Below are 22,043 nucleotides of genomic sequence, written 5' to 3'. Positions count from 1 at the left end.
GCTCTCCTCACATATTCTGGATAAAATACGACATTGCACATTTCTCGTCACGCCCCCGGGCAGCCGGGAATGTGACCGGCGCGCGAGTCAGGGGCGCACCGTGGTCGCCGCAACGTCGACCACGCAGGTGGCCGTCGCCGTCGCGGACGGGTCGCTCTCCGAGGTCGCGGTCAGCGTGACCGTGGTCTCCCGGGCGGCACCCGGCGTGCGGGTGACGTACACCGGCACCTCGACGGTGTCGCCGAACCGGCTCGCGGCCAGCTCGTTGTACAGCTCGGCGTCCCAGCCGGCGCCCGAAGAACTCACCGACAGCCGGTAGACATCTGCCGCCACCTCGTCGGTGACGTCGCTCGGGTGCGCGGAGGCGTCGAGCGGCGCCGCGGCCCCCGTGTTCGAGAGCGGGAAGGCGCAGGTGGCCGCCTTGCCCGGGGTATGCCGACCGGGCTCCCCCGCAGCCAGGTCGACGCCGCGCTCCTGCGGCCCGGCGCCGTCGAGCGAGCGGACGGCGACGGTGTACGTGCGCACGCCGTCGTCGTCGTTCTCGACGTCGACGATGTAGAAGTGCAACCGGTTGTGCGCGTCGACCCACTCGAAGTCCGTGCCCGAGTTCGTGCCGGCGTTGAACGTGGCGTCGTTGACCTGCCGCGGATCGCCCGTGACGACCATCCGCGGGGTGCCGTCGGGCTGGTAGAAGTCGACCATCCCGATGTCCGCGGGGTTGGGGTCGATCAGCCATGAGAAGCAGGTGGCCGTGCCGCAGTTGCTGGCACGGTCCTTGTTCTTGTAGATCAGCACGCCGTTGCCCGGTGTGTAGGAGTCGACGCCGAGCTGCTGCACCACCTCGAGCGTGTAATGGGTGTAGTCGCTCTGACCCATGCACTCGGGGCCGTGCGTCGACGGGTGACACGGCGGTGTGCGGTCAACCGGGGCGGCGCCGTCGAGCCGGATCCGCACGCCGAGCAGCTCGTCCTCGAGCGGACCGGCCGCCCGCGCACGCACCTTGGCGACGACGACGCCGGACGACTCCAGCCCGGTGCGGCTGAGGTCGACGATGTCGTCGGTGTCGATGAGGCCGAGCTCGAGCTTGTTGCGGATGCTGTGGTGCGGCCCGACCATCGAGCCGCCGTCGGCCGGGACCTTCCAGCGGGTGTGCATGCCCGTCGGCCCGTTCCACGAGCCCTGGCTCATCATGTCCCACTGGCCCGTGAACGTGCGCTGCGCCGGCACGGCGAAGGCGCCGTTGTAGTTGTCGCCGATGCCGAGGATGTGACTGAACTCGTGCGCGAACCCGGCGGTGCCGGACGACTCCGCCATGTTGCCCGTGCCGTTGCCGGCGCTGGCCCAGGTGAACGAGCCGGCCGCCCACGACGTCCACGGGATGTAGCGCGTCGGCATCCAGTTCGTCATCACGCCGTCGGGATCGAACTCGGCCGGCGGGCCGAACTCATCGGGCACGTCCTCCGGCGAGTCGAACATCATCTCGCCGAACACCTGCCAGGCGGTCGACTCGTCGAGGCCGGCGCCCATGAAGAAGATCAGGTCGTACTGGGCGCGCACCTCCGCCGGCACGTTGGCCTCGTAGAGCGCCCTCGCGTCGCGGGTGTAGTTGCCGTTGCAGGTGTAGCCCGGCGGGCAGCTGGCGGCGTTGCCGAACGGCGAGTTGCCGTACTCGAAGTGGTTGCGCGGCATCCGGAACGGCCCGAAGGAGTCGACCTCGACGCCGTACTGGCCGTAGGAGTCCTCCATCCAGTACGAGTTCAGCGTCTGCCCGTGGTTGAGCTCACCCGGCGTGTTGAGCAGGTCGCGGTAGAACTCCGGGACGTCCTCGCGCGGGACGTCACCGACTCCGATCGGGGTGCCGAAGATGGTCGAGCCCTCCGGCTGACTGATCTGGAACGTCATGTTCGGGTAGTCGACCATGACGAGCGCCGCTCGCCAGGTGTCGACGCTCGGCTCGCGGTTGGGGTCGGTCCAATCCACGCCCGGCACCGGGATGAAGTCGTCCCAGGTGAGGTCGTACTGGTTGTCCCAGTCCTGCGGGTCGATCGGGACGAGCGGCGGGGCGCCGGACGGGCGAGCGTCCTCGGCGCCGGCGAGCTGCGGGAAGAGCAGCGCGGACGCGGCCACGGCGATCAGCAGCGCCCGCACCCTGATGCGTCGCGACGATGTCGGAGACACAGATCCTCCTCGACGGGGTGCGGGACGGCGACACCGGACGGCGACGCCGGGATGCGGTGAGTCTGTGCCGGTATGGGAGATGGGGTGACATTGTACTGTCACCGGTCACGTGTAACAACCCCGGAGCTCGCCCCTGAGGAGACGTTGATCGAGGGGCCCTGCGCCAGGACAAAAGGGGGCATTCACCCGCGTTACGATTAGGACACAGTAGTGCAATAGCACATCGCACTGTGCCCGCTCTGATGGTAGATCTGTGCTCTGTGGTGCCTGGAGACGCCTGCGCCGGTCGTGCCGTCCAGGGTGCCACAGGCGCAGTGAGCGTCCCGACGCCAGATCAGCGAGCCGGCCGCCCCCTCGGCTTTGTCGCATGTCGAACCAAGGAGGACCAATGCGTGTGCACCGCAAGGCAGGGCGACTCCTCGCCCTCACCGCCGCCGTAGGGCTGCTGGCCGCAGCCTGTGGTGGCGACGACTCCGGCTCGGGTGACACCGGCAGCGACGACGGCGGCGACCCGAAGACCTTCATCTTCGGCGCGTCCGAGGACCCGAAGACCCTCGACGCCGCCTACGTTTCCGACGGCGAGTCGTTCCGAGTGATCTTCCAGATCTACGAGACCCTGGTCGCGCTGGAGCCCGGCACCACCGAGGTCGTCCCCGGCCTGGCCGAGGAGTGGGAGATCAGCCCCGACGGCCTCACCTACACGTTCCACCTGCGCGAGGGCGTGACCTTCCACGACGGCGAGCCGTTCAACGCCGAGGCGGTCTGCTTCAACTTCGACCGCTGGTACAACTTCACCGGCCCCGCGCAGAGTGGCGACGTCACCTACTACTGGCAGACGATCTTCGGCGGCTTCGCCACCAAGGAGGTCGACTCCGCGCCCGACACGAGCCGGTACCAGTCCTGCGAGGCGACCGACGAGCTCACCGCCACGCTGACCCTCACCGAGCCGTCGTCGGCGCTGCTGGCGGGCCTCGTGCTGCCGGCGTTCTCCATCGCCAGTCCGAAGGCCATCGAGGAGGGCGGCACCGAGATCGAGGCCAGCGGCGACTCGTTCACCTACAGCGGCGGCTTCGGCTCCGAGGTGGTGGCCGGCACCGGCCCGTTCACGTTCGTCAGCTGGGACCGCGGCGAGAGTCTCGTCCTGGAGCGCAACGAGGACTACTGGGGCGAGGCGCCCGCGCTGGACGAGATCATCTTCCGCCCGATCGCCGACCCGACCGCCCGCCTCCAGGCGCTGCAGGCCGGTGAGATCGACGCCTACGAGGGCGTCAACGCCGCCGACATCGGCGCCATCGAGAGCGCCGGCGACCAGGTGGTCGAGCGCCCGGCGTTCAACGTCGGCTACGTCGGCTTCAACAACAAGCTGCCGATCTTCCAGAACCCGAAGATCCGCCAAGCCATCGCGCACGCGCTGAACCGGCAGGGACTGCTCGACGCCGCGTACCCGGAGGGCGCCGTCGTCGCCAACGAGTTCCTCCCGCCGGAGCAGTGGGGCTACAACGACGACATCGAGGGCTACGAGTACGACCCCGACCTCGCCCGCCAGCTGATCGAGGAGTCCGGCGAGACCAACCTGACGCTGGAGTTCTGGTACCCGTCCGACGTGTCCCGGCCGTACATGCCGGACCCGCAGGCCGTGTACGAGTCGTTCGCCGCCGACCTGCAGGCCGTCGGCTTCACCATCGTCCCGAAGACGGTGCCGTGGACGCCGGACTACTTGCAGAACATCCAGGGCGACGGCCTCGGCCAGCTGCACCTGCTGGGCTGGACCGGCGACTACGCCGACCCGGACAACTTCATCGGGACGTTCTTCCGCCAGGACCGGCCGGAGTTCGGCTTCACCGACCCGACCATCCAGAGCAAGCTGAACGAGGCGCTGACGATGACCGACCAGGCCCAGCGCGAGGAGGTGTACCAGGAGGTCAACCAGCTGATCTACGACTACATCCCCGGCGTTCCGTTCGTCCACAACCAGCCGCTGCTCGCGCTCGCCGGTGACATCACGGGCTACACGCCGTCGCCGGTCAGCCTGGAGTACTTCAAGCTGGTCGACATCGAGGGCTGATCGACACGTGCTGAGATTCATCGTCCGGCGCCTTCTCCTGCTCGTCCCGATCCTGCTGGGTCTGTCGGTCCTGTTGTTCGCGTGGGTTCGTGCCCTGCCCGGCGGCCCGGCACAAGCGCTGCTGGGGGAACGGGCCACGCCGGAGGCCGTCGCGGCGATCGAATCGCAGCTGGGCCTGGACCGCCCGCTCTGGGAGCAGTACCTCCAGTTCCTGGGGCGGGCCGTCCGGCTCGACTTCGGCGCTTCGCTGCAGACCGGGCAGCCGGTCATCGACGAGATGCTGCGCCGGTTCCCCGCCACCATCGAGCTGGCCGTCGCGGCGTTGCTGATCGCTGTCAGCGTCGGGATACCGCTCGGGTACGTGGCGGCCCGGCGCTACGGCACCTGGATCGACAGCGTCGCGGTCACGGGCTCGCTGCTCGGCGTGACGATCCCGATCTTCTTCCTCGCCTACCTGCTCAAGTACGTCTTCTCGGTCGAGCTCGGCTGGCTGCCCACGGCCGGCCGGGCCGACGCGAGAGCCCGGACGGAGCATCCCACCGGGTTCTACGTCCTCGACGGCATCGTCACCGGCAACCTGGACGCCAGCTGGGACGCCATCCAGCATCTGATCCTGCCGGCGCTGGCGCTGTCGTCGATCCCGCTCGCGGTGATCGTCCGCATCACCCGGGCGTCGGTCCTCAACGTCATCAACGAGGACTACGTGCGCACCGCCGAGGCCAAGGGCCTGCTGCCGGGCACCATCACCCGCAGGCACGTGCTGAAGAACGCGATGCTGCCGGTCACGACGGTCATCGGCCTGCAGCTCGGCGTCCTGCTGGCCGGCGCGGTGCTCACCGAGACCGTGTTCGCGTTCGCCGGCGTCGGCAAGTTCATGGCCGACGCGATCGTGCAGCGCGACTTTCCGACCATTCAGGGGTTCATCCTGGTCATCGCCGTCGTCTACGTCGTCATCAACATGATCGTCGATCTGGTCTACGGGCTGCTCGATCCGCGGGTGAGGGTCTCATGAGCGTCAACGAGGTGGTCGCCGGCGAGCCGGGCGGACCGGCCCCAGCCACGACGGAGGCGGCCGCGCGGCCGCCCTCCAGCCTGGGCCGCGAGGCGCTGCGCCGGCTGGTGCGCAACCCGATGGCGGTCGTCGGCATGGTGCTCATCGCCGTCTTCGTGCTGGTCGCGATCTTCGCGCCGCTGATCGCGCCGTACTCCCCCACGGACAACTCGTGGCTGGACCAGGTCCGCCCGGGTCAGTACCCCGGCCCGTCGGCCGAGCACTGGCTGGGCATCGACCCGCTCGGCCGCGACGTGTTCTCGCGGATCATCTACGGGGCCCGGCAGTCGCTGCTCATCGGCGTCGTCTCGCTGGCGCTGGGCGCCGTCGCCGGCATCGCGCTCGGCGTCCTGGCCGGGGCGTTCGGCGGCTGGGTCGACACCCTCGTCATGCGGTTCGTCGACATCATGCTGTCGGTGCCCGGCCTGCTGTTCGCCATCGCCGTCGCCGCCATGCTCGGCCAGAGCCTCACCTCGGTGATGATCGCGATCGCCGTGGTGAACGTGCCGATCTTCGCCCGGCTGCTGCGCGGCGAGATGCTCGGGCAGCGCGGCGCCGACTACGTGCTGGCGGCGCGGTCGCTGGGCATCTCGCGCTCGGCGATCGTGTTCCGGCACGTGCTGCCGAACTCGTTCACCCCCGTCATCGTCCAGGGCACGCTGACGCTGGCGCTGGCCATCGTCGAGGCGGCGGGGCTGGCGTTCCTCGGCCTGTCCGGCAGCGACCCGTCCGCGCCGGAGTGGGGCCGCATGCTCACCGACGCGCAGGAGACGCTGACGTCGGCGCCGATGCTGGCCATCTACCCCGGCCTGGCCATCGTCCTCGCCGCGCTCGGCTTCACCCTGGTGGGCGAGTCGCTGCGCGAGGCCCTCGACCCGAAGTTCCGGCGGTGATCCCATGAGCCTGCTCGAAGTGCGCGACCTCTCGGTCACGTTCACGCGCTCCGGCCAGCAGCCGGTGCGCGCCGTCGACGGCGTCAGCTTCGACGTCGCGGCGGGCCAGTCCGTCGGCATCGTCGGTGAGTCCGGGTCCGGCAAGTCGGTGACGTCGCTGGCCGTCATGGGCCTGCTGCCGTCGCGCGGCGTGAGCGTCGGCGGCACCGTCACGCTGGACGGCAACGAGCTGACCTCGATGGACCAGCGCGCCCTGCGCGACGTCCGCGGCCGCGACGTCGCGATGATCTTCCAGGACCCCATGACGTCGCTGAACCCGGTGGTCACCATCGGCCGGCAGCTCACCGAGGTGCTCATCCGGCATGCCGGGCTTGCCAAGGGCGAGGCGAAGGCCGAGGCCGAGCAGCTGCTGCGCCGGGTCGGCATCCCCGACCCGGTGCGCCGGCTCGGCGAGTACCCGCACCAGCTCTCCGGCGGCATGCGCCAGCGGGTCATGATCGCCATCGCGATCGCCTGCCGGCCGAAGCTGCTCATCGCCGACGAGCCGACGACGGCGCTCGACGTCACCATCCAGGCGCAGATCCTCGACCTGCTGCGCACGCTGGTCGCCGAGAGCGGCTGCGGCATGATCATGATCACCCACGACCTCGGCGTCGTCGCGGGCCTCTGCGACGACGTCCACGTCATGTACTCCGGCCGCATCGTCGAGTCGGCGGGGACGAAGGACCTGTTCGCCCGGCCGTCGCACCCGTACACCGACGGCCTGCTGCAGTCGATCCCGCGCATCGATGACGACGATCCGGACAACCTGCTGCACACCATCCCCGGCTCCGCGCGCGACACCGTCCCGTGGGACCGTGGATGTGCCTTCCAGCCACGCTGCGAGCGGGCGGTGGCCGAGTGCCTGTCCGGTCCGCCGCCGGTGGCCGAGCTCGGTACGCCGATCGTGCCGCACCCGGTCCGTTGCGTGCGGCCGGTCGGCGAGGACGTGATCCTGCACGAAGGGAACGTGGCCCGGTGAGTCTGCTCGAAGTCCGCGACCTCGAGGTCCACTTCCCCATCAAGTCCGGGACGCTGTTCCAGCGCACCGTCGGCGCCGTCAAGGCCGTCGACGGCGTCGACCTCGACATCGAGGCCGGCACGACGTTCGGGCTGGTCGGCGAGTCCGGCTGCGGCAAGTCGACGCTCGGCCGGGCGATCATGCGGCTGATCGAGCCGACCAAGGGCTCGGTCACGCTCGACGGCCAGGACATCCTGGCGCTGAGCGAGCGGAAGATGCGCTCCGTCCGCCGCCAGTTCCAGATGGTGTTCCAGGACCCGATGGCCAGCCTCGACCCCCGGCAGAGCGTGGAGTCGCTGCTCACCGAGCCGCTGCGGGCGCACAAGTTCCCCGGCGGCTCGGCCGGGCACGCCAAGCGCGTGCGCGAGCTGCTCGACGTCGTCGGGCTGCCGGAGTCGGTGGTGAACCGGTACCCGCACGAGTTCTCCGGCGGGCAGCGGCAGCGGCTGGGCATCGCCCGGGCGCTGGCGCTGAACCCGGCGCTGATCATCGCCGACGAGCCGGTGTCGGCCCTCGACGTGTCGATCCAGGCGCAGGTGATCAACCTGCTCAAGGAGCTGCAGGAGCGGTTCTCGCTCACCTACGTCGTCATCGCGCACGACCTCGCCGTCGTCCGGCACATCAGCAAGACGGTCGCCGTCATGTACCTCGGCGGCATCGTCGAGCAGGCGCCGGCCGCCGACCTCTACCGCCAGCCGCTGCACCCGTACACGAAGGCGCTGATGAGCGCCGTGCCGGTGCCGGACCCCAACGTCGAGGAGACCCGCAGCCGGATCCTGCTGCAGGGCGACCTGCCGTCGCCGGCGAACCCGCCGGCCGGCTGCCGGTTCCACACCCGGTGCCCCTGGAAGCAGGCGACGAAGTGCGACACCGAGCGGCCCGCGCTGCGCGAGCTGCCGCTGGTGGCGCCCGGGCACAAGGTGGCCTGCCACTACGCCGAGGACATCCTGGCCGGGAAGATCACACCGCATGAGGTGAGGCCGGAGGAGGTCGAACTCACTCCGGCCGGCAGCTCGCCCGGGAGCATCGAGGCGACGGAGGCGCACGTCGCCGGCGGGCTCACCCCGGGAGGACCGCCCGGTGCCCACTGACGCCGCCGACGTCGTGGTGGTCGGCGCCGGTGTCGTCGGTGCCGCCACCGCCTGGTACGCCGCGCGGTCGGGGCGGTCCGTCACCGTCGTCGACCGCGGCTCCGTGGCCGGCGGCACCACCGGCGCCGGCGAGGGGAACATCCTGGTCTCGGACAAGCCGCCGGGCGCCGAGCTGGACCTCGCCCGGCTGTCGTCCGGCCTGTGGCGCGAGCTGGCCGTCGAGGTGGGCGGGTTCGAGTACGACGCCAAGGGCGGCCTGGTGGTCGCGTCCACGCCGGCCGGGTTCGACACACTGGTGTCGCTGGCCGCGTCGCAGCGCGACACCGGGGTCGAGACGGTCGTCGTGCCTGCCGGCGAGCTGGCCGAGCACGAGCCGCACCTGACGCCGTCGCTGGCCGGCGGCGTCCTGTACCCCGGCGACGCGCAGGTCCAGCCGATGCTGGCGGCCGCCCGGCTGCTGCGGGCGGCCCGGGCCAAGGGTGCTCAGGTGCGCACCGGCGTCGAGGTCACCGGGTTCCTGCGCTCCGGCGGCCGCGTGACCGGCGTGCGGACCTCGGCCGGCGACCTGCCCGCCGGCGCCATCGTCAACGCCGCCGGCACCTGGGGCGGCGAGGTCGCGTCCCTGGCCGGCGTCGACGTGCCGGTGCTGCCCCGCCGCGGCTTCATCCTCGTCACCGAGCCGCTGCCGCGCATCGTCCGGCACAAGGTCTACGCGGCCGAGTACGTCGCCGACGTCGCCAGCGACGACGCCGACCTGCAGACCTCACCCGTCGTCGAGGGCACCGAGGCCGGCACCATCCTCATCGGCGCCAGCCGCGAACGGGTCGGCTACGACCGCACGCTGTCGGTGCGGGTGCTGCGGGCGCTGGCCGCGCAGGCGGTCGCGCTGTTCCCCGTCCTGGCCGGCGTGCAGGTCATCCGCGCCTACCGCGGCTTCCGCCCGTACTGCCCGGACCACCTGCCGGTCATCGGACCGGACCCACGGGCGCCCGGCCTGTACCACGCGTGCGGGCACGAGGGCGCCGGCATCGGCCTGGCCGCCGCCACCGGGCGGCTGATCGCCCAGCTGATCGACGGCGAGGACCCGGACCTGGACGTGACACCCTACCGGCCCGAACGGTTCGAGGCATGAGCGCGCGGTTCGAGTTCGACGGACGTGCGGTCCCGTTCAGCGAGGGGCAGACCGTCGGCGCGGCGCTGGTCGCGGCCGGGGTGCGGTCCTGGCGGACGACCCGGCGCGAGGGCCGACCGCGCGGCGTGTTCTGCGGCATCGGCATCTGCTTCGACTGCCTGGTGACCGTCGACGACGTGCCCAACCAGCGCGCCTGCCTGGTGCCTGCGTCCTCCGGCGCGATCGTCCGCAGCCAGGAAGGAGACGGCCGTGGCCACCTCGCCGTATGACGTCGCCGTCGTGGGCGCCGGTCCGGCCGGGCTGGCCGCGGCGGCCGCGGCGCTCGCCGGCGGGGCGCGCGTCGCCCTGATCGACGCCGGGCGGCAGCCCGGCGGCCAGTACTGGCGGCACCGGCCCGGCGATCTGGGAGCGGTCGCCGACCTCCACCACGACCTGCGCACCTTCCGCTCTCTAGTCGACGGCGCCGCCCATGCTGTCAAATATTTCGGACACCACGTGTGGACGGTGTCAGGCTCAGCCGCCGACGGGTTCGCCGTCCGGTCCGTGGCCGGCGACGCCGAGGAGGAGGTGGGTGCGCGGAGCCTGGTGCTCGCCCCCGGCGCGTACGACCGGCAGGTCCCGTTCCGCAGCTGGGACCTGCCGGGCGTGTACACCGCCGGGGGCGCCCAGGCCCTGCTCAAGGGCAACGAGGTGCTCGTGGGCCGGCGGGTCGTCGTCGGCGGCACCGGGCCGTTCCTGCTGCCGGTGGCGGCGGGTCTGGCGGCCCGCGGCGCGCGGGTCGTCGGCGTGTACGAGGCGAACCGGCCTGCGGGCTGGGCCCGGCACGCCGGCGCCGTCGCCAGGGTGGCGGCGAAGCTCACCGAGGGCGCCGGATACGCCGCCGCGCTGGCCCGACACCGGGTGCCGTTCCACACCCGCCGAGCCGTCGTCGCCGCGCACGGGGACGACGTGGTGGGGGCCGTCACCGTCGCGAGGCTCGACCGCGAGTGGCGCGTAGTGCCCGGCTCGGAGCGGGTCGTCGAGTGCGACGCCGTCGCGGTCGGCTGGGGGTTCACGCCGCAACTGGAGCTGCCATTGGCGCTGGGCGTCGCGACCCGGGTCGACGCCGACGGCTCGCTGGTCGTCGAGGTCGACGAGCACCAGCGGACGTCGGTGCCCGGCGTCTACGTGGCCGGCGAGGCCTGTGGCGTGGGTGGGGCGCCGCTGGCCGTGGCCGAGGGCGAGATCGCCGGGACGGCGGCCGCGGCCACCGCGACCGGGACCGCGCTCGCCCCGGTGCCGGCCAGGCTGCGGCGTCGCCGGCGGGCGCTGCGCCGGTTCGCCGCGGCCATGCACGCCGTCCATCCGGTGCGCGACGGCTGGCAGACCTGGCTGGGCGACGACACGCTGGTCTGCCGGTGCGAGGAGGTGACCGCGGGCGAGGTGCGGGCCGCGGTCGACGAGCTCGGCGCGACCGATGCACGGACCGCGAAGTTGCTGAGCCGGGCCGGCATGGGATGGTGTCAGGGACGGGTGTGTGGGTACGCCACTGCCTGCCTCACCGCGTCGGCCCCTGGGTCAGCCCCTGTGTCGGCGCTCGACTTACAGGGGGTGAGCGAACGGCCGATCGCCGCACCGATCTCGCTCGGCCGGCTGGCGGGCGACGCCGGTCACAACGGACAACAGTGACATTTCACATGTCACTAAGATATTCTGCAGGAAGCACACGACGACGACGTCCGACGCCCGGCGGGCAGATCGTCGACGACTCACCCCGCACCGACCCTGGAAGGCTCACGCATGTCTGACGTCGATCACGCCGTCGGCGCGGCGGCCGAGGCCGCCGTGCCGTTCGAGCAGGCCGGCCGCGTCCGCCGGGCCGACGCCCTGGACGCCGTCGCCGCCGCGCTCGAGGACGACCGCCACGCCATCGTCTCCACCGCCGACGACGAGACCGCACTGGGCGCCACCCGGCTGAACGGCGAGCTCACCCGCACCACGTACCAGCTGCGGCTGTTCGGCGAGGTGCTGCGCGAGGGCTCGTACGTCGAGGCCACCATCGATCACGCCGGCGACACCCCGATGGGCCCGAAGCCCGACCTGCGCCGCATGCTGGTGCCGGTCGGCGTCGTCGGCGTCTTCGGCGCCAGCAACTTCCCGCTGGCCTTCAGCGTGCCCGGCGGCGACACCGCGTCGGCGCTCGCGGCCGGCTGCCCCGTCGTCGTCAAGGCGCACCCGTCGCACCCGGAGACCAGCCGGCGCACGTTCGCCGCCATGCGGGCCGGGCTGACCGAGGCCAAGCTGCCCGAGGGGACGCTCGGCCTGGTCGAGGGGCTCGAGGCCGGCAAAGAGCTGGTCACCCACCCGGACGTGCGCGCCGTCGGCTTCACCGGCTCGACCCGCGGCGGCCGGGCGCTGGCCGACCTCGCCGCCGCGCGGCCCCAGCCGATCCCGTTCTACGGCGAGCTCGGCAGCCTGAACCCGCTCGTCGTGACGCCCGAGGTGGCGGCCGGCCAGGCGCAGGAGTTCGCCGCCGGCTATGTCGGCTCCATCACCATGGGCGTCGGCCAGTTCTGTACCAAGCCAGGGCTGCTGTTCGCGCCGGCCGGCGACGGCGGCGACGAGCTGCGGGCCGCGCTCGGCGCGAAGCTCGCCGAGGTCCCGGCCGGCCGGATGCTCAACGACTCCATCCGCGACGCCTACCAGCGCGAGACCGAGCGGCGGCGCGCCGACGGCCGGCTGCGCACGCTCGGCGACGGCCAGGGCGACGACCCGGCACTCGGCCGCCCGGTGGTGTTCTCCGTCGCCGCGGCCGACCTCGACGCTGAGCTGCTGGAGGAGTGCTTCGGCCCGACGGCGCTGGTCATCGAGTACCGCGACACCGGCGAGCTGCTGGCCGCGCTGGACCGCCTCGAGGGCCAGCTGACCGCCACCGTGCACGCGGGCGAGGGTGAGACCGAGCTCGTCGACCGGCTGCATGCGACGCTGCGGCGGCGGGCCGGCCGGCTCCTGTTCGGCGGCTTCCCGACCGGCGTCGCCGTCACCTGGGCCATGCAGCACGGCGGGCCGTACCCGTCGGCTTCCCTCAGCGCGCACACCTCCGTCGGTCCGACGTCGATCCGCCGATGGCTACGGCCCATCTCGTACCAGAACGCCCCCGAGCACGTACTACCCGAGGAGCTGCGCGAGGCGAATCCGGGCATTCCGCGGCGAGTGGACGGCATTCTGCAAACTTAATATTCAGCACTTAGTCCCGATGGTCCGGTTCTTCAGACATGAGTGAAATGTTATATAGTATAGAAATGGAGCCTTACATGGACGGTCGTGAAAAGCCTTGGCACGGCGTTCTGGTTGCCACCCCGACGTTCTTCCGTGACGACCTGTCGGTCGACTATGACCGGTACGCCGACCACGTGCGCTGGCTCGCCGAGGGCGGCTGCCACGGCGTCTGCGTCAACGGGTCGCTCGGCGAGTACCAGGTGCTCACGGCCGACGAGCGGGCCAGGATGGTCGAGGTCGCGGTCGAGGCGGCGCCCGAGGGCTTCACCGTCATGGCCGGCGTCGGCGCGTACGGTGCCCGCGAGTCGCGCCAGTGGGCCGAGCAGGCCGGCGAGGCCGGCGCCGAGGTCGTCCTCGCGCTGCCGCCGAACGCCTACCGCGCCGACGAGCGCTCGGTCATCGAGCACTACCGCGAGATCGCCAAGGCGGGCCTGCCGGTGTCGGCGTACAACAACCCCATCGACACCAAGGTCGACCTCACGCCGGCGCTGCTGGCCGAGCTGTACAACGAGGGCCTCATCGTCGGCGTCAAGGAGTTCACCGGCGAGTCGCGGCGCTCCTACGAGCTGGGCGAGCGGGCGCCGGGGCTGGACGTGCTCATCGGCACCGACGACTCCGTCGTCGAGGTCGGCCTGGCCGGCGCGAAGGGCTGGATCTCCGGCTTCACCAGCGTCTTCCCGCGCGAGAGCGTCCGGCTGTACGAGGCCACGCTGGCGCACGACCTCGACACCGCGCTGCCGCTGTACCGCACGCTGCACCCGTTGCTGCGCTGGGACTTCCACACCGAGTTCGTCCAGGCCATCAAGCTTTCGATGGACGTCCTGAACCTCGGCGGCGGCCCGGTCCGGCAGCCGCGGCAGCCGATGGTGCCGGAGAACGCCGCCCTCATCCGCGAGCTCACGCAAACCATCGCCGCGCAATTCTCGTCGGCGAACGTAGCCTGACAGCGGGACGACCGAGGAGTAGCGACGATGCGATCCAAGCGGATCTTCCACACCGTGGAATCGCACACCGAGGGCATGCCGACGCGCGTCGTCACGGGCGGCGTCGGCACCCTCCCGGGCGCCACCATGGAGGAGCGGCGTCAATGGTTCATCGCGCACTCTGACCACCTGCGGCGGCTGCTGATGTTCGAGCCGCGTGGGCACTCCGCCATGAGCGGCGCCATCCTCCAGCCCCCCACGAGGCCCGATGCCGACTGGGGGGTCGTCTACATCGAGGTCTCCGGGTGCCTGCCGATGTGCGGGCACGGGACCATCGGCGTCGCCACCGTGCTGGTCGAGACCGGCATGGTCGAGGTGACCGAGCCGGTCACCACGATCCGGCTCGACACCCCGGCCGGGCTGGTGGTCTGCGAGGTGGCCGTCCGCGACGGCGCCGCCGAGGCCGTCACCATCCGCAACGTCCCCGCCTACACCGATCGGCTCGACGCGAAGGTCGACGTCCCCGGGTGGGGCACCGTCACCTACGACCTCGCCTACGGCGGCAACTTCTACGCCATCCTCGACGCCGGCCAGCTGGACCTGCGCGTCGACGTCGCGCAGAAGGACCAGCTGCTCGCCGCCGGGCTGGCCATCATGGACGCCATCAACGAGCACGATGCCCCCGTCCACCCGGAGAACCCGGACATCAACGTGTGCCACCACGTCCAGCTGGTCGATCCCGGCTCGGACGCCCGCCGGTCGCGTCACGCGATGGCGATCCATCCCGGCTGGTTCGACCGCTCACCCTGCGGCACCGGCACGTCGGCCCGCATGGCCCAGCTCTTCACCCGCGGTGAACTGCCGCTCGATACCGACTTCGTCAACGAGTCGTTGATCGGCAGCCGATTCGTGGGCCGCCTCGTCGGCGAGTCGACGATCGGAAACCTTCCCGCGGTGATACCTACAGTCACCGGACGCGCTTGGTTGACAGGAACGGCACAGTACTTCCTCGACCCGACAGATCCCTTTCCCGAGGGCTTTCTCCTTTAGGGTTGAAGAGGTGGGATATCTCGCACGAACGCGACGTCGCCGTGACGTTCGGCCGCCGTGCAACACCGGAGGGACCACAGATGGCTGAACTGCGGCAGTTGGCTCTGCCGTCCTTCGCACGGCGGATGAGCGTCAGAGAAGAGGTCGCCGACGCACTGCGCGGCGCCATCGTGTCCGGCGAGATGAAGCCCGGGGAGCTGTACTCCGCCCCCGGACTGGCCGAGCGCTTCGGCATCTCCGCCACCCCTGTCCGCGAGGCGATGCTCGACCTCGTCAAGCAGGGCCTCGTCGAGGTCGTCCGCAACAAGGGCTTCAAGGTCACCGACATGTCGGAGACCGACCTCGACCAGATCACCCAGATTCGCGAGCTGCTCGAGCCGCCCATCGCGGCCCAGGCCGTCTCGGCGATCTCCGCCCAGGAGCTGTCCCACCTGCGCAACCTCGCCGCGGCCATCGTCGACGCCGCCGCCGAGAGTGACCTCATCAGTTACATCGGCGCCGACCGCGAGTTCCACGTCCGGTTGCTGTCGGCCAGCGGCAATCAGCGCCTCGTCCGCATCGTCGAGGAGCTGCGCGCCCAGACCCGCCTCTACGGCCTGTCGTCGCTCGCCTCGTCCGGGCGGCTGGTCGCCAGCGCCCGCGAGCACCAGCAGATGTGCGACCTCATCGAGGCCGGCGAGGCGGAGCAGCTGCAGGAGCTCATGCGGACCCACATCGGCCACATCCGACGCGAGTGGGCCGGCCGCGAGGGCTGAGGCTGCTCCGCTCGGCCGAGTGAGAGGGCTCTCACGCTCGGCTTACCGGAGACTTAGACGCCGGCGGCAGGCTTGTACCAGCGCCGGCGGTGCCGATGATTCCCACCGGCGCTGGGCCCCCGGAGACGAGGCCCGAACCACCGGCCGAGCCCCCCTCGGCCGCGGTGGTTCGGGCCTCGTGGTGCACCGCTGATCACACAAAGGCTCTCCGGCCCGGTTGATGATCAGGGAGAAGGTCCCCTCTCGAGGTGCCCGAAAGGGGCGCTTCTCCATGATCGACGTGACGGTGCCCGCGAGTCGTGATGCACCCGCGGCAATGGGACGGTGACACCCTTGACGCGCGTTTCGTCGCATCAGTACCATGTCACATCTTTCAACGCTGTTACCGCTAACAGAACGTGTCTCCCACACCCGTCGGAACGCTCTCCCCGGACAAGGAGAACCACATGAAGAAGGACCTGTCCCGGCGCACCGTCCTACGCCTGGGGGCCCTGGCGGCCGCGGCACCGGCCGTCGGCACCATGGCGGCCGGCACCGCCGGTGCCGCGCCCGGCAGCGCCTCCACCGCCGCGGCCACGCCCACCAGCCTGCCGAGCCTGCCGATCGCGGACAGCTGGCGGGTGCGCCCGTTCACGCTGAGCCAGGTGACGCTGGGCGACAGCGTCTTCAAGGAGAAGCGGAACCGGCTGCTCAACTACGCCCGCGAGTACGGTCCAAGCGTCGTCAATGGCGTGCGCGACGACCAGCGCGGGCCGGACCGCATGCTGCGCAGCTTCCGGGTGACGGCCGGGCTGGACCACAAGGGCGTGAACCCGATCGGCAGTTGGGAGTCGCCCGACGGCAACCTGCGCGGCCACTTCAGCGGGCACTTCCTGACGCTGCTGGCGCAGTCGTGGGCGTCGACCGGCGAGCAGATCTTCAAGGACAAGCTCGACTACATGGTGAACGGGCTGGGCGAGTGCCAGGACGCACTGGCCGCCCAGGCCGCGCGGCCCACGCCGCGGGTGCCCGGCCGGAACGGGACAGTGATCCGGCTCACCGGCACCCCGAACGGCCACATCACCGGCGACGCCGACTACATCAAGCTCCCGGCCGGCATCGTCAGCGGCCTCACCGACTTCACCGTGGCCGCGTGGGTGAACCTCGCCGTACGCGACGACAACGCCCGCCTGTTCGACTTCGGCCACCCAGGCAGCGCCGCGTCGGACTCGTTGTCGCGGATGTACCTGTCCGTGCACAACGACACCGGCCCGCGCTTCGCCATCACCACCGGCGGCGCGGCCGGCGAACAACGCGTCCAGGCGACGACGGCGCTCACGGCCGGCGAGTGGGCGCACGTCGCCGTGGTCAAGTCCGGCGGCATCGGCACCATCTACGTCAACGGCGTCGCGGCGGGTAGCGCCGAACTGAGCCTGTCGCCGTCGGACCTGGGCGTGACGCCGGCCAACTGGATCGGCCGCGCGCAGTTCCCACAGGTCAACATCAAGTTCCTGAACGGCCTGGTCGACGAGTTCCAGATTTTCAGCCGCGGCCTGAGCCCCGCCGAGGTCGCCGCCGTCGTGGCCGATCCCACGTCTTCCGGCACCGACGGCCTCGTCGCCTGGTACCGCTTCGACGAGGCGCCCGGCCCGACGATCGCCGACTCCTCCGGGCGCAACAACCACGGCGAGTTCTTCGGCGCGACGGACGGGCGCCGGCATCCGGGCTTCCTGTCCGCGTACACCGAGGCGCAGTTCATCCGGCTGGAGGAGTTCACCACCTACAGCGGCTCCGGCATCTGGGCGCCGTACTACACGCTGCACAAGATCATGCGCGGCCTCATCGACGCGCATCTCCTGGCCGGCAGCCAGCGCGCGCTCGAGATCGTCATGAAGATGGGCGACTGGGTGCACAGCCGGCTGTCGCGGGTGCCGCGCGAGAACCTCAACCGGATGTGGTCGCTGCACATCGCCGGCGAGTTCGGCGGGTCGAACGAGAACCTCGCCCACCTGGCCGCCATCGCGACCGACCCCGAGCAGGCCGCCAGGTACCTCGTCGCCGCGAAGGCGTTCGACAACCGGCGGACGGTGTTCCCGGCGGCCCTGGAGGACCGCGACGTGCTCACCGGCATCCACGTCAACCAGCACGTGTCGCAGTTCACCGGCTACCTGCGCATCTACGAGCAGGACACCGAGGCCAACGCCGAGTACCACACGGCGGCCGAGAACTTCTGGCACATGATCATCCCGTACCGGATGTTCAGCCACGGCTCGGCCGGCGGACAGTACGGCGAGGCGCCCGGGCGGCCGGCGAACACCAACCCCGAGCTGTTCCAGCCGCGCGGCGACATCTCCGAGTCGCTGCACTTCCAGAGCGCGACCTCGGGCACCAGCAGCGGCGGCGGCGAGACCTGCTCGACGTACAACCTGCTCAAGCTGACCCGGAACCTGTACTTCCACAACCCCGACCCGGCGTACATGGACTACTACGAGCGGGGCCTGACCAACCACATCCTCGGCTCGCGCCGCGACAACGACAGCGCCGGCGACCCGCAGGTGACGTACTTCCTGCCGGCCCACCCGGGCGCCACCCGCGGCTTCGGCAACAACGGCACCTGCTGCGGCGGCACCGGCATGGAGAACCACACGAAGTACCAGGAGACGATCTACGCGCAGTCCGCCGACGGGTCGACGCTGTACGTGAACCTATACATCGCCTCTACCCTGACGTGGGCCGAGAAGGGCTTCACCGTCACCCAGGTGACGGACTTCCCGCGGCAGGAGTCGACGTCGATCACCGTCGACGGCAGCGGGCCGCTCGCCGTCAAGCTGCGGGTGCCGTTCTGGGCGCGGCGCGGCTTCACCGTGACGGTGAACGGCGCCGCCGTGGACGTCGCGGCCGAGCCGGGCACATACCTGACGCTGGACCACAGCTGGGCGCCGGGCGACCGCATCGACATCGCGATGCCGTTCAGCCTGCGCACCGAGCGCGCGCTGGACGACCCGCAGGTCGAGAGCATCTTCCACGGCCCGGTGGTGCTGCCGGCGCTCAACCGGTCGCGCGAGTGGCGGCAGTTCTCCTTCTACCCGCACCTCAAGCTCGACGGCGACCTCGCGGCGGCCGTCGAGGCGCTGGAGGAACCGAACTTCTTCAGCACGCACGACCACACACTGCGGCCGCTCTACGTCGGCATCAACGACGCGCACCACGTGTACTACAAGCGGGTCGAGCCGAAGATCGTGTTCGGGTCGGTCGACTCCGGCGTCTCCAACGAGGCCCGCGGCGACGACGGCGACAGCTTCCTCGACAAGGTCTGGGCGGCGGCGCCGTTCCCCGACCACGGCCGGTTCATCCGCCGGGTCGAGGAGGTGTCGGCCGAGTGGGTCGCGGCCGGCCGGTTCAGCCGGCGCGACCGGCAGAACGTGATCACGGCGGCCTCGCGGGCGCAGGCCGACCTCCGGGTGACGTGACGGCGCCCGCGTGATCCGGCGGAGGTGTGCCGGCCCGGGACCGCAGCCCGGGCCGGCGCACCTGCGTCACCGTCCGTAGGCGGCTACGAACACGTCGGCCGCGCGGTCGGCGAGGTACTCCAGCTCGTCCGGCGGCGGCACCGCCGCGGTGCCGGCGAACATCATCCGGTTCATCGGCTTGTACATGACGAGACCGGCGAGGTGGTAGGCGGCCAGGGTCGGGTCGTCGAGTTCGCGCAGCAGGCCCCGACCGGCCATCCGCTGCAGCGCCTCACCCAGCACCACCAGCGACGGATGGAAGGCCCGCTCCCACCACGTGCCGGAGACCCCGGGGAAGCGGTCGGCCTCAGCGATGACCAGCCGGCGCAGCTGGAGCACGTCGGGCCGGCTGAGGCTGCCCAGCAGCTGGTGACAGACGTCGCGCAGTGCCTGCCGCGGGTCGGTGGCGTCGTCGAGGGTCGCGTACACCTCGGCGAGCCGGTCGCCCAGCACCGATGTCCGGCCGACGATGATCTCGGCGAACAGGTGCTCCTTGTCGGCGAACTGCTTGTAGACGGTCTGCTTGGAGACCGCCGCCTTCGCCGCCACCTGGTCCATGCTTGCGCCCACGTAGCCGTGCTGCAGGAACACCTCGGTGGCCGCCTCGAGGATGGCGCGGCGCTTGCGCGCCGTCCGTCCTTCGTCCACGTCCTCGAGAACCATGGCTCCTCCTCGCTCGCTGCGAACAGAGTACTAGACAGTTCCGTACTTATGTGAGTACTGTACCGTCTAGTTCCAAGCCACCGCCGAGATACGGGAGCACGAGATGAGCACGGTCATTTCCAAGGACGGCACCACCATCGCCTTCGACGCCTTCGGCAGCGGCCGGCCGCTGATCATGATCGACGGCGCCACCGCCTACCGTGCGACCAACCCGCTGAACGCCGAGACCGGCCGGCTGCTGGCCGACGAGTTCCGCACCTACGCCTACGACCGCCGCGGCCGCGGCGAGAGCACCGACACCGCGCCGTACGCCGTCCGGCGCGAGATCGAGGACGTCGCCACCCTGGTCGAGGATGCCGGCGGCGGGCCGGCCGTCATCTTCGGCTGGTCCTCCGGCGGCGTCCTGGCCCTGGACGTGGCCGCCTCCGGCCTGGTGCCGGTCAGCCACGTCGCGGTTTTCGAGCCGCCGTTCGTCGTCGACGACGTCCGCCCGCCGCTGCCGCCGGACTACGTCGAACGGCTCGACGCCGCCAACGCGGCCGGGCGGCCGGACGAGGCGGTCGCGATCTTCATGACCGATGCGATCGTCGCCTCCCCCGAGGACGTCGAAGGGCTGAAGCAGAGCGACTTCTGGCCGGTCATGCTGGGCATCGCGCCGACGATCGCCTACGACGGCCGCATCATGGGCACGACGATGTCCGGCAACCCGCTGCCGGCCGACCGCTGGGCGTCGATCGACGTCCCGGTCCTCGTCATGCACGGCATCGACACCTGGCCGACGCTGATCCCGGGTCCGCGGGCGCTGGCCGAGCTGCTGCCGACGGCGACGCTGAAGCCGGTGCCGGGCGAGAACCATGGCACGACGGCCGACGTGCTCGCTCCGGCGCTGCGCGCGTTCGTGCAGGGGGCCTGACCGTGGGCCGCATCGTCGTCACCGAGTTCATCAGCCTCGACGGCGTCGTGCAGGCGCCCGCCGGCGAGGACTTCAGGTACAGGGACTGGACCTTCGAGATCGACCGCGGCGACGAGGGCGAGCAGTTCAAGACCGACGAGGCGCTCGGCGCCGAGGCACTGCTGCTCGGCCGGGTGACGTACGAAGGCTTCGCGGCCGCCTGGCCGAGCTACGAAGGCGTCCTGGCCGACAAATACAACGGCATGCGCAAGTACGTCGTCTCGAGCACGCTGACCGAGCCCACGTGGAACAACACGCAGGTGATCAGTGGCGACGTCGCCACCGAGGTGGCCCGGCTCAAGGCCGAGACCGACGGCGAGCTGCAGGTCGTCGGCAGCATCAAGCTCGCGCAGGAGCTCCTCGAGCACGACCTGGTCGACGAGTTGCACCTCATGACGTTCCCATTCGTGCTGGGCACCGGGCGCAAGCTGTTCGGCGAGACCACGGACCGGACCCGGTGGCGGCCCACCGAGTCGCGGACCGTCGGCGAGGGCGTCCTGATCACCCTGTTCGAGCGGGACCGCGCCTAGGGTGTGGGTATGAGCGACGACCCGGTCGGCGTGGTGACCCGCTGGGAGGACGCGGGCGGCGAGTGGCGCGTCGTCGCCCGCACGGCCACGACCGTCACCGTCGCCCTGTGCCGCTGCGACGGCGGCGAGGAGGTCGACCGGTTCACGTCGGCCGACCCGGCACTACTGCGGTTCCTGGCCGGCCGCGCCTGATCGCCCGGCATCGGTCATCGCGCGCAGCGGCCCGGCCAGCCGCTCGGCCAGGGCGGGGTCGACGTGGGCGGCCTCGGCGAGCAGCGCCTCGGTCGCGACGGCGAACGCGCGGCGCAGCGTGGCGTCGTCGAGCGCACCGACCAGCGTGCCCAGCAGCGGCTGCGTCACCGCCGCAGGCAGGCCGTCGACGCCGCGGCCCTGCCAGGCGGGCAGGTCGTGCTGCAGGCAGGCCAGCGCGACGACCTGGTCGCGCAGGCCATTGATCATGTACAGCGCCTGCCAGCCGCGGCCGCGTTCGATGCTGGACCGCGCGTGCAGCGCGTACAGCCAGCCCATCCCGACCAGCCCCGCGGCCTCCGGTGGCGCGGCGACAGGCACGTCGCGAGCGGTGCCGAACAGTAGCCGGAACGTCGGGGCGATGGCGCCGAACTCCGCCGCCGGCGCGAACGCGATGTCGACCTGCAACGTGCTGGCCAGCAGGAACACCCGGTAGATGGTTGCGCCGCGCGGGACGTCGAGGTGTGCGACCGCGCCGTGCCGCTCGTACATCGCCGCCGTCCAGTCGGCGATCACCGCGGCCTGGTCGGCGCCCTCGGCCAGGCCGAACGCGAGGTCGACGTCGGACCAGCCGTCCTCGGCGCCGCTCGCCGCGGAACCGGTGACGGCGGCGCCGTCGATGCGGTGGTCGGCGCGGGCGGCCGCGACGAGAGCGTCACGCAGCGCCGAGCGCTCGTTGCGAGTGAACACGAGCGCCAAGGCTAG

19 protein-coding genes are annotated in these 22,043 nt (G+C 71.2%); 16 read left to right on the top strand and 3 right to left on the bottom strand.

Going from position 1 to position 22,043, the window contains the following annotated elements:
• Window positions 1-87 precede the first annotated feature (87 nt).
• Window positions 88-2,178, bottom strand: coding sequence for a M6 family metalloprotease domain-containing protein (locus E1262_RS01150; protein ID WP_132101190.1), 2,091 nt, complete (start codon window positions 2,176-2,178; stop codon window positions 88-90).
• 388 nt (window positions 2,179-2,566) lie between these two features.
• On the opposite strand from E1262_RS01150, the gene E1262_RS01145 reads away from it, so the two are divergent.
• The 13 genes from E1262_RS01145 to E1262_RS01085 all read left to right on the top strand — a co-directional run bounded on the left by E1262_RS01145 (window position 2,567) and on the right by E1262_RS01085 (window position 18,905).
• Window positions 2,567-4,243 carry an ABC transporter substrate-binding protein gene (locus E1262_RS01145; RefSeq protein ID WP_203453414.1) on the top strand — a complete coding sequence of 559 codons (1,677 nt, stop codon included), beginning with the start codon at window positions 2,567-2,569 and terminating at the stop codon, window positions 4,241-4,243.
• A 7-nt stretch (window positions 4,244-4,250) separates the two neighbouring features.
• Entirely contained in the window at window positions 4,251-5,255 is a 1,005-nt protein-coding gene (locus E1262_RS01140) for an ABC transporter permease (RefSeq protein WP_132101189.1), read from the top strand.
• Complete coding sequence (locus E1262_RS01135; protein ID WP_132101188.1) at window positions 5,252-6,187, top strand: ABC transporter permease; 936 nt, start codon at window positions 5,252-5,254, stop codon at window positions 6,185-6,187. Before E1262_RS01140 ends, E1262_RS01135 begins: the two co-directional genes overlap by 4 nt.
• Before the next feature lie 4 nt (window positions 6,188-6,191).
• Entirely contained in the window at window positions 6,192-7,208 is a 1,017-nt protein-coding gene (locus tag E1262_RS01130) for an ABC transporter ATP-binding protein (RefSeq protein ID WP_132101187.1), read from the top strand.
• A complete protein-coding gene (locus tag E1262_RS01125; protein ID WP_132101186.1) occupies window positions 7,205-8,338 on the top strand; it encodes an ABC transporter ATP-binding protein in 1,134 nt (377 codons plus the stop codon). The genes E1262_RS01130 and E1262_RS01125 overlap by 4 nt, the downstream gene beginning before the upstream one ends.
• Window positions 8,328-9,470 (top strand): NAD(P)/FAD-dependent oxidoreductase, encoded by a 1,143-nt coding sequence (locus E1262_RS01120; protein ID WP_132101185.1) that lies wholly within the window; start codon window positions 8,328-8,330, stop codon window positions 9,468-9,470. The genes E1262_RS01125 and E1262_RS01120 overlap by 11 nt, the downstream gene beginning before the upstream one ends.
• Entirely contained in the window at window positions 9,467-9,739 is a 273-nt protein-coding gene (locus tag E1262_RS01115; RefSeq protein WP_132101184.1) for a (2Fe-2S)-binding protein, read from the top strand. Before E1262_RS01120 ends, E1262_RS01115 begins: the two co-directional genes overlap by 4 nt.
• Window positions 9,720-11,138, top strand: a complete 1,419-nt coding sequence (locus E1262_RS31595; RefSeq protein WP_132101183.1) for an NAD(P)/FAD-dependent oxidoreductase — start codon at window positions 9,720-9,722, stop codon at window positions 11,136-11,138. The genes E1262_RS01115 and E1262_RS31595 overlap by 20 nt, the downstream gene beginning before the upstream one ends.
• A 21-nt stretch (window positions 11,139-11,159) precedes the next feature.
• Window positions 11,160-12,686: an aldehyde dehydrogenase (NADP(+)) gene (locus E1262_RS01105; RefSeq protein WP_338033332.1), complete on the top strand. Its 1,527-nt coding sequence runs from the start codon at window positions 11,160-11,162 to the stop codon at window positions 12,684-12,686.
• Window positions 12,687-12,763: 77 nt separating this feature from the next.
• The gene (locus E1262_RS01100; protein ID WP_132101181.1) at window positions 12,764-13,672 is read left to right on the top strand and encodes a dihydrodipicolinate synthase family protein; all 909 of its coding nucleotides are present in this window, start codon (window positions 12,764-12,766) and stop codon (window positions 13,670-13,672) included.
• Window positions 13,673-13,699: 27 nt separating this feature from the next.
• Window positions 13,700-14,701, top strand: coding sequence for a proline racemase family protein (locus E1262_RS01095; protein ID WP_132101180.1), 1,002 nt, complete (start codon window positions 13,700-13,702; stop codon window positions 14,699-14,701).
• Between the two features lie 80 nt (window positions 14,702-14,781).
• Window positions 14,782-15,456 carry a GntR family transcriptional regulator gene (locus E1262_RS01090; protein WP_132101179.1) on the top strand — a complete coding sequence of 225 codons (675 nt, stop codon included), beginning with the start codon at window positions 14,782-14,784 and terminating at the stop codon, window positions 15,454-15,456.
• A 446-nt stretch (window positions 15,457-15,902) separates the two neighbouring features.
• Complete coding sequence (locus tag E1262_RS01085) at window positions 15,903-18,905, top strand: beta-L-arabinofuranosidase domain-containing protein (RefSeq protein ID WP_132101178.1); 3,003 nt, start codon at window positions 15,903-15,905, stop codon at window positions 18,903-18,905.
• Window positions 18,906-18,971: 66 nt separating this feature from the next.
• On the opposite strand, the gene E1262_RS01080 is transcribed toward E1262_RS01085, so the two are convergent.
• On the bottom strand, window positions 18,972-19,607 hold the full coding sequence (locus E1262_RS01080; protein ID WP_132101177.1) for a TetR/AcrR family transcriptional regulator: 636 nt from the start codon (window positions 19,605-19,607) through the stop codon (window positions 18,972-18,974).
• 103 nt (window positions 19,608-19,710) lie between these two features.
• Here E1262_RS01080 and E1262_RS01075 point away from each other — a divergent pair, with 103 nt between their 5' ends.
• Genes E1262_RS01075 through E1262_RS01065 form a run of 3 tightly spaced genes read left to right on the top strand, consistent with a single transcriptional unit; the run spans window position 19,711 to window position 21,281 of the window.
• The gene (locus tag E1262_RS01075) at window positions 19,711-20,520 is read left to right on the top strand and encodes an alpha/beta fold hydrolase (RefSeq protein ID WP_132101176.1); all 810 of its coding nucleotides are present in this window, start codon (window positions 19,711-19,713) and stop codon (window positions 20,518-20,520) included.
• Window positions 20,521-20,522: 2 nt separating this feature from the next.
• Window positions 20,523-21,089: a dihydrofolate reductase family protein gene (locus tag E1262_RS01070; RefSeq protein WP_132101175.1), complete on the top strand. Its 567-nt coding sequence runs from the start codon at window positions 20,523-20,525 to the stop codon at window positions 21,087-21,089.
• Window positions 21,090-21,098: 9 nt separating this feature from the next.
• Entirely contained in the window at window positions 21,099-21,281 is a 183-nt protein-coding gene (locus E1262_RS01065) for a hypothetical protein (protein ID WP_132101174.1), read from the top strand.
• On the opposite strand, the gene E1262_RS01060 is transcribed toward E1262_RS01065, so the two are convergent.
• Window positions 21,252-22,028 (bottom strand): nucleotidyltransferase domain-containing protein, encoded by a 777-nt coding sequence (locus E1262_RS01060; protein WP_132101173.1) that lies wholly within the window; start codon window positions 22,026-22,028, stop codon window positions 21,252-21,254. The genes E1262_RS01065 and E1262_RS01060 overlap by 30 nt on opposite strands.
• Between the last annotated feature and the right edge of the window lie 15 nt (window positions 22,029-22,043).

Origin of the sequence: Jiangella aurantiaca (assembly GCF_004349105.1) — a bacterium.
Lineage (GTDB): Bacteria > Actinomycetota > Actinomycetes > Jiangellales > Jiangellaceae > Jiangella > Jiangella aurantiaca.
The sequence above is the reverse complement of the archived record's forward strand: the minus strand, read 5'-3'. Positions and strand labels throughout refer to the sequence as shown.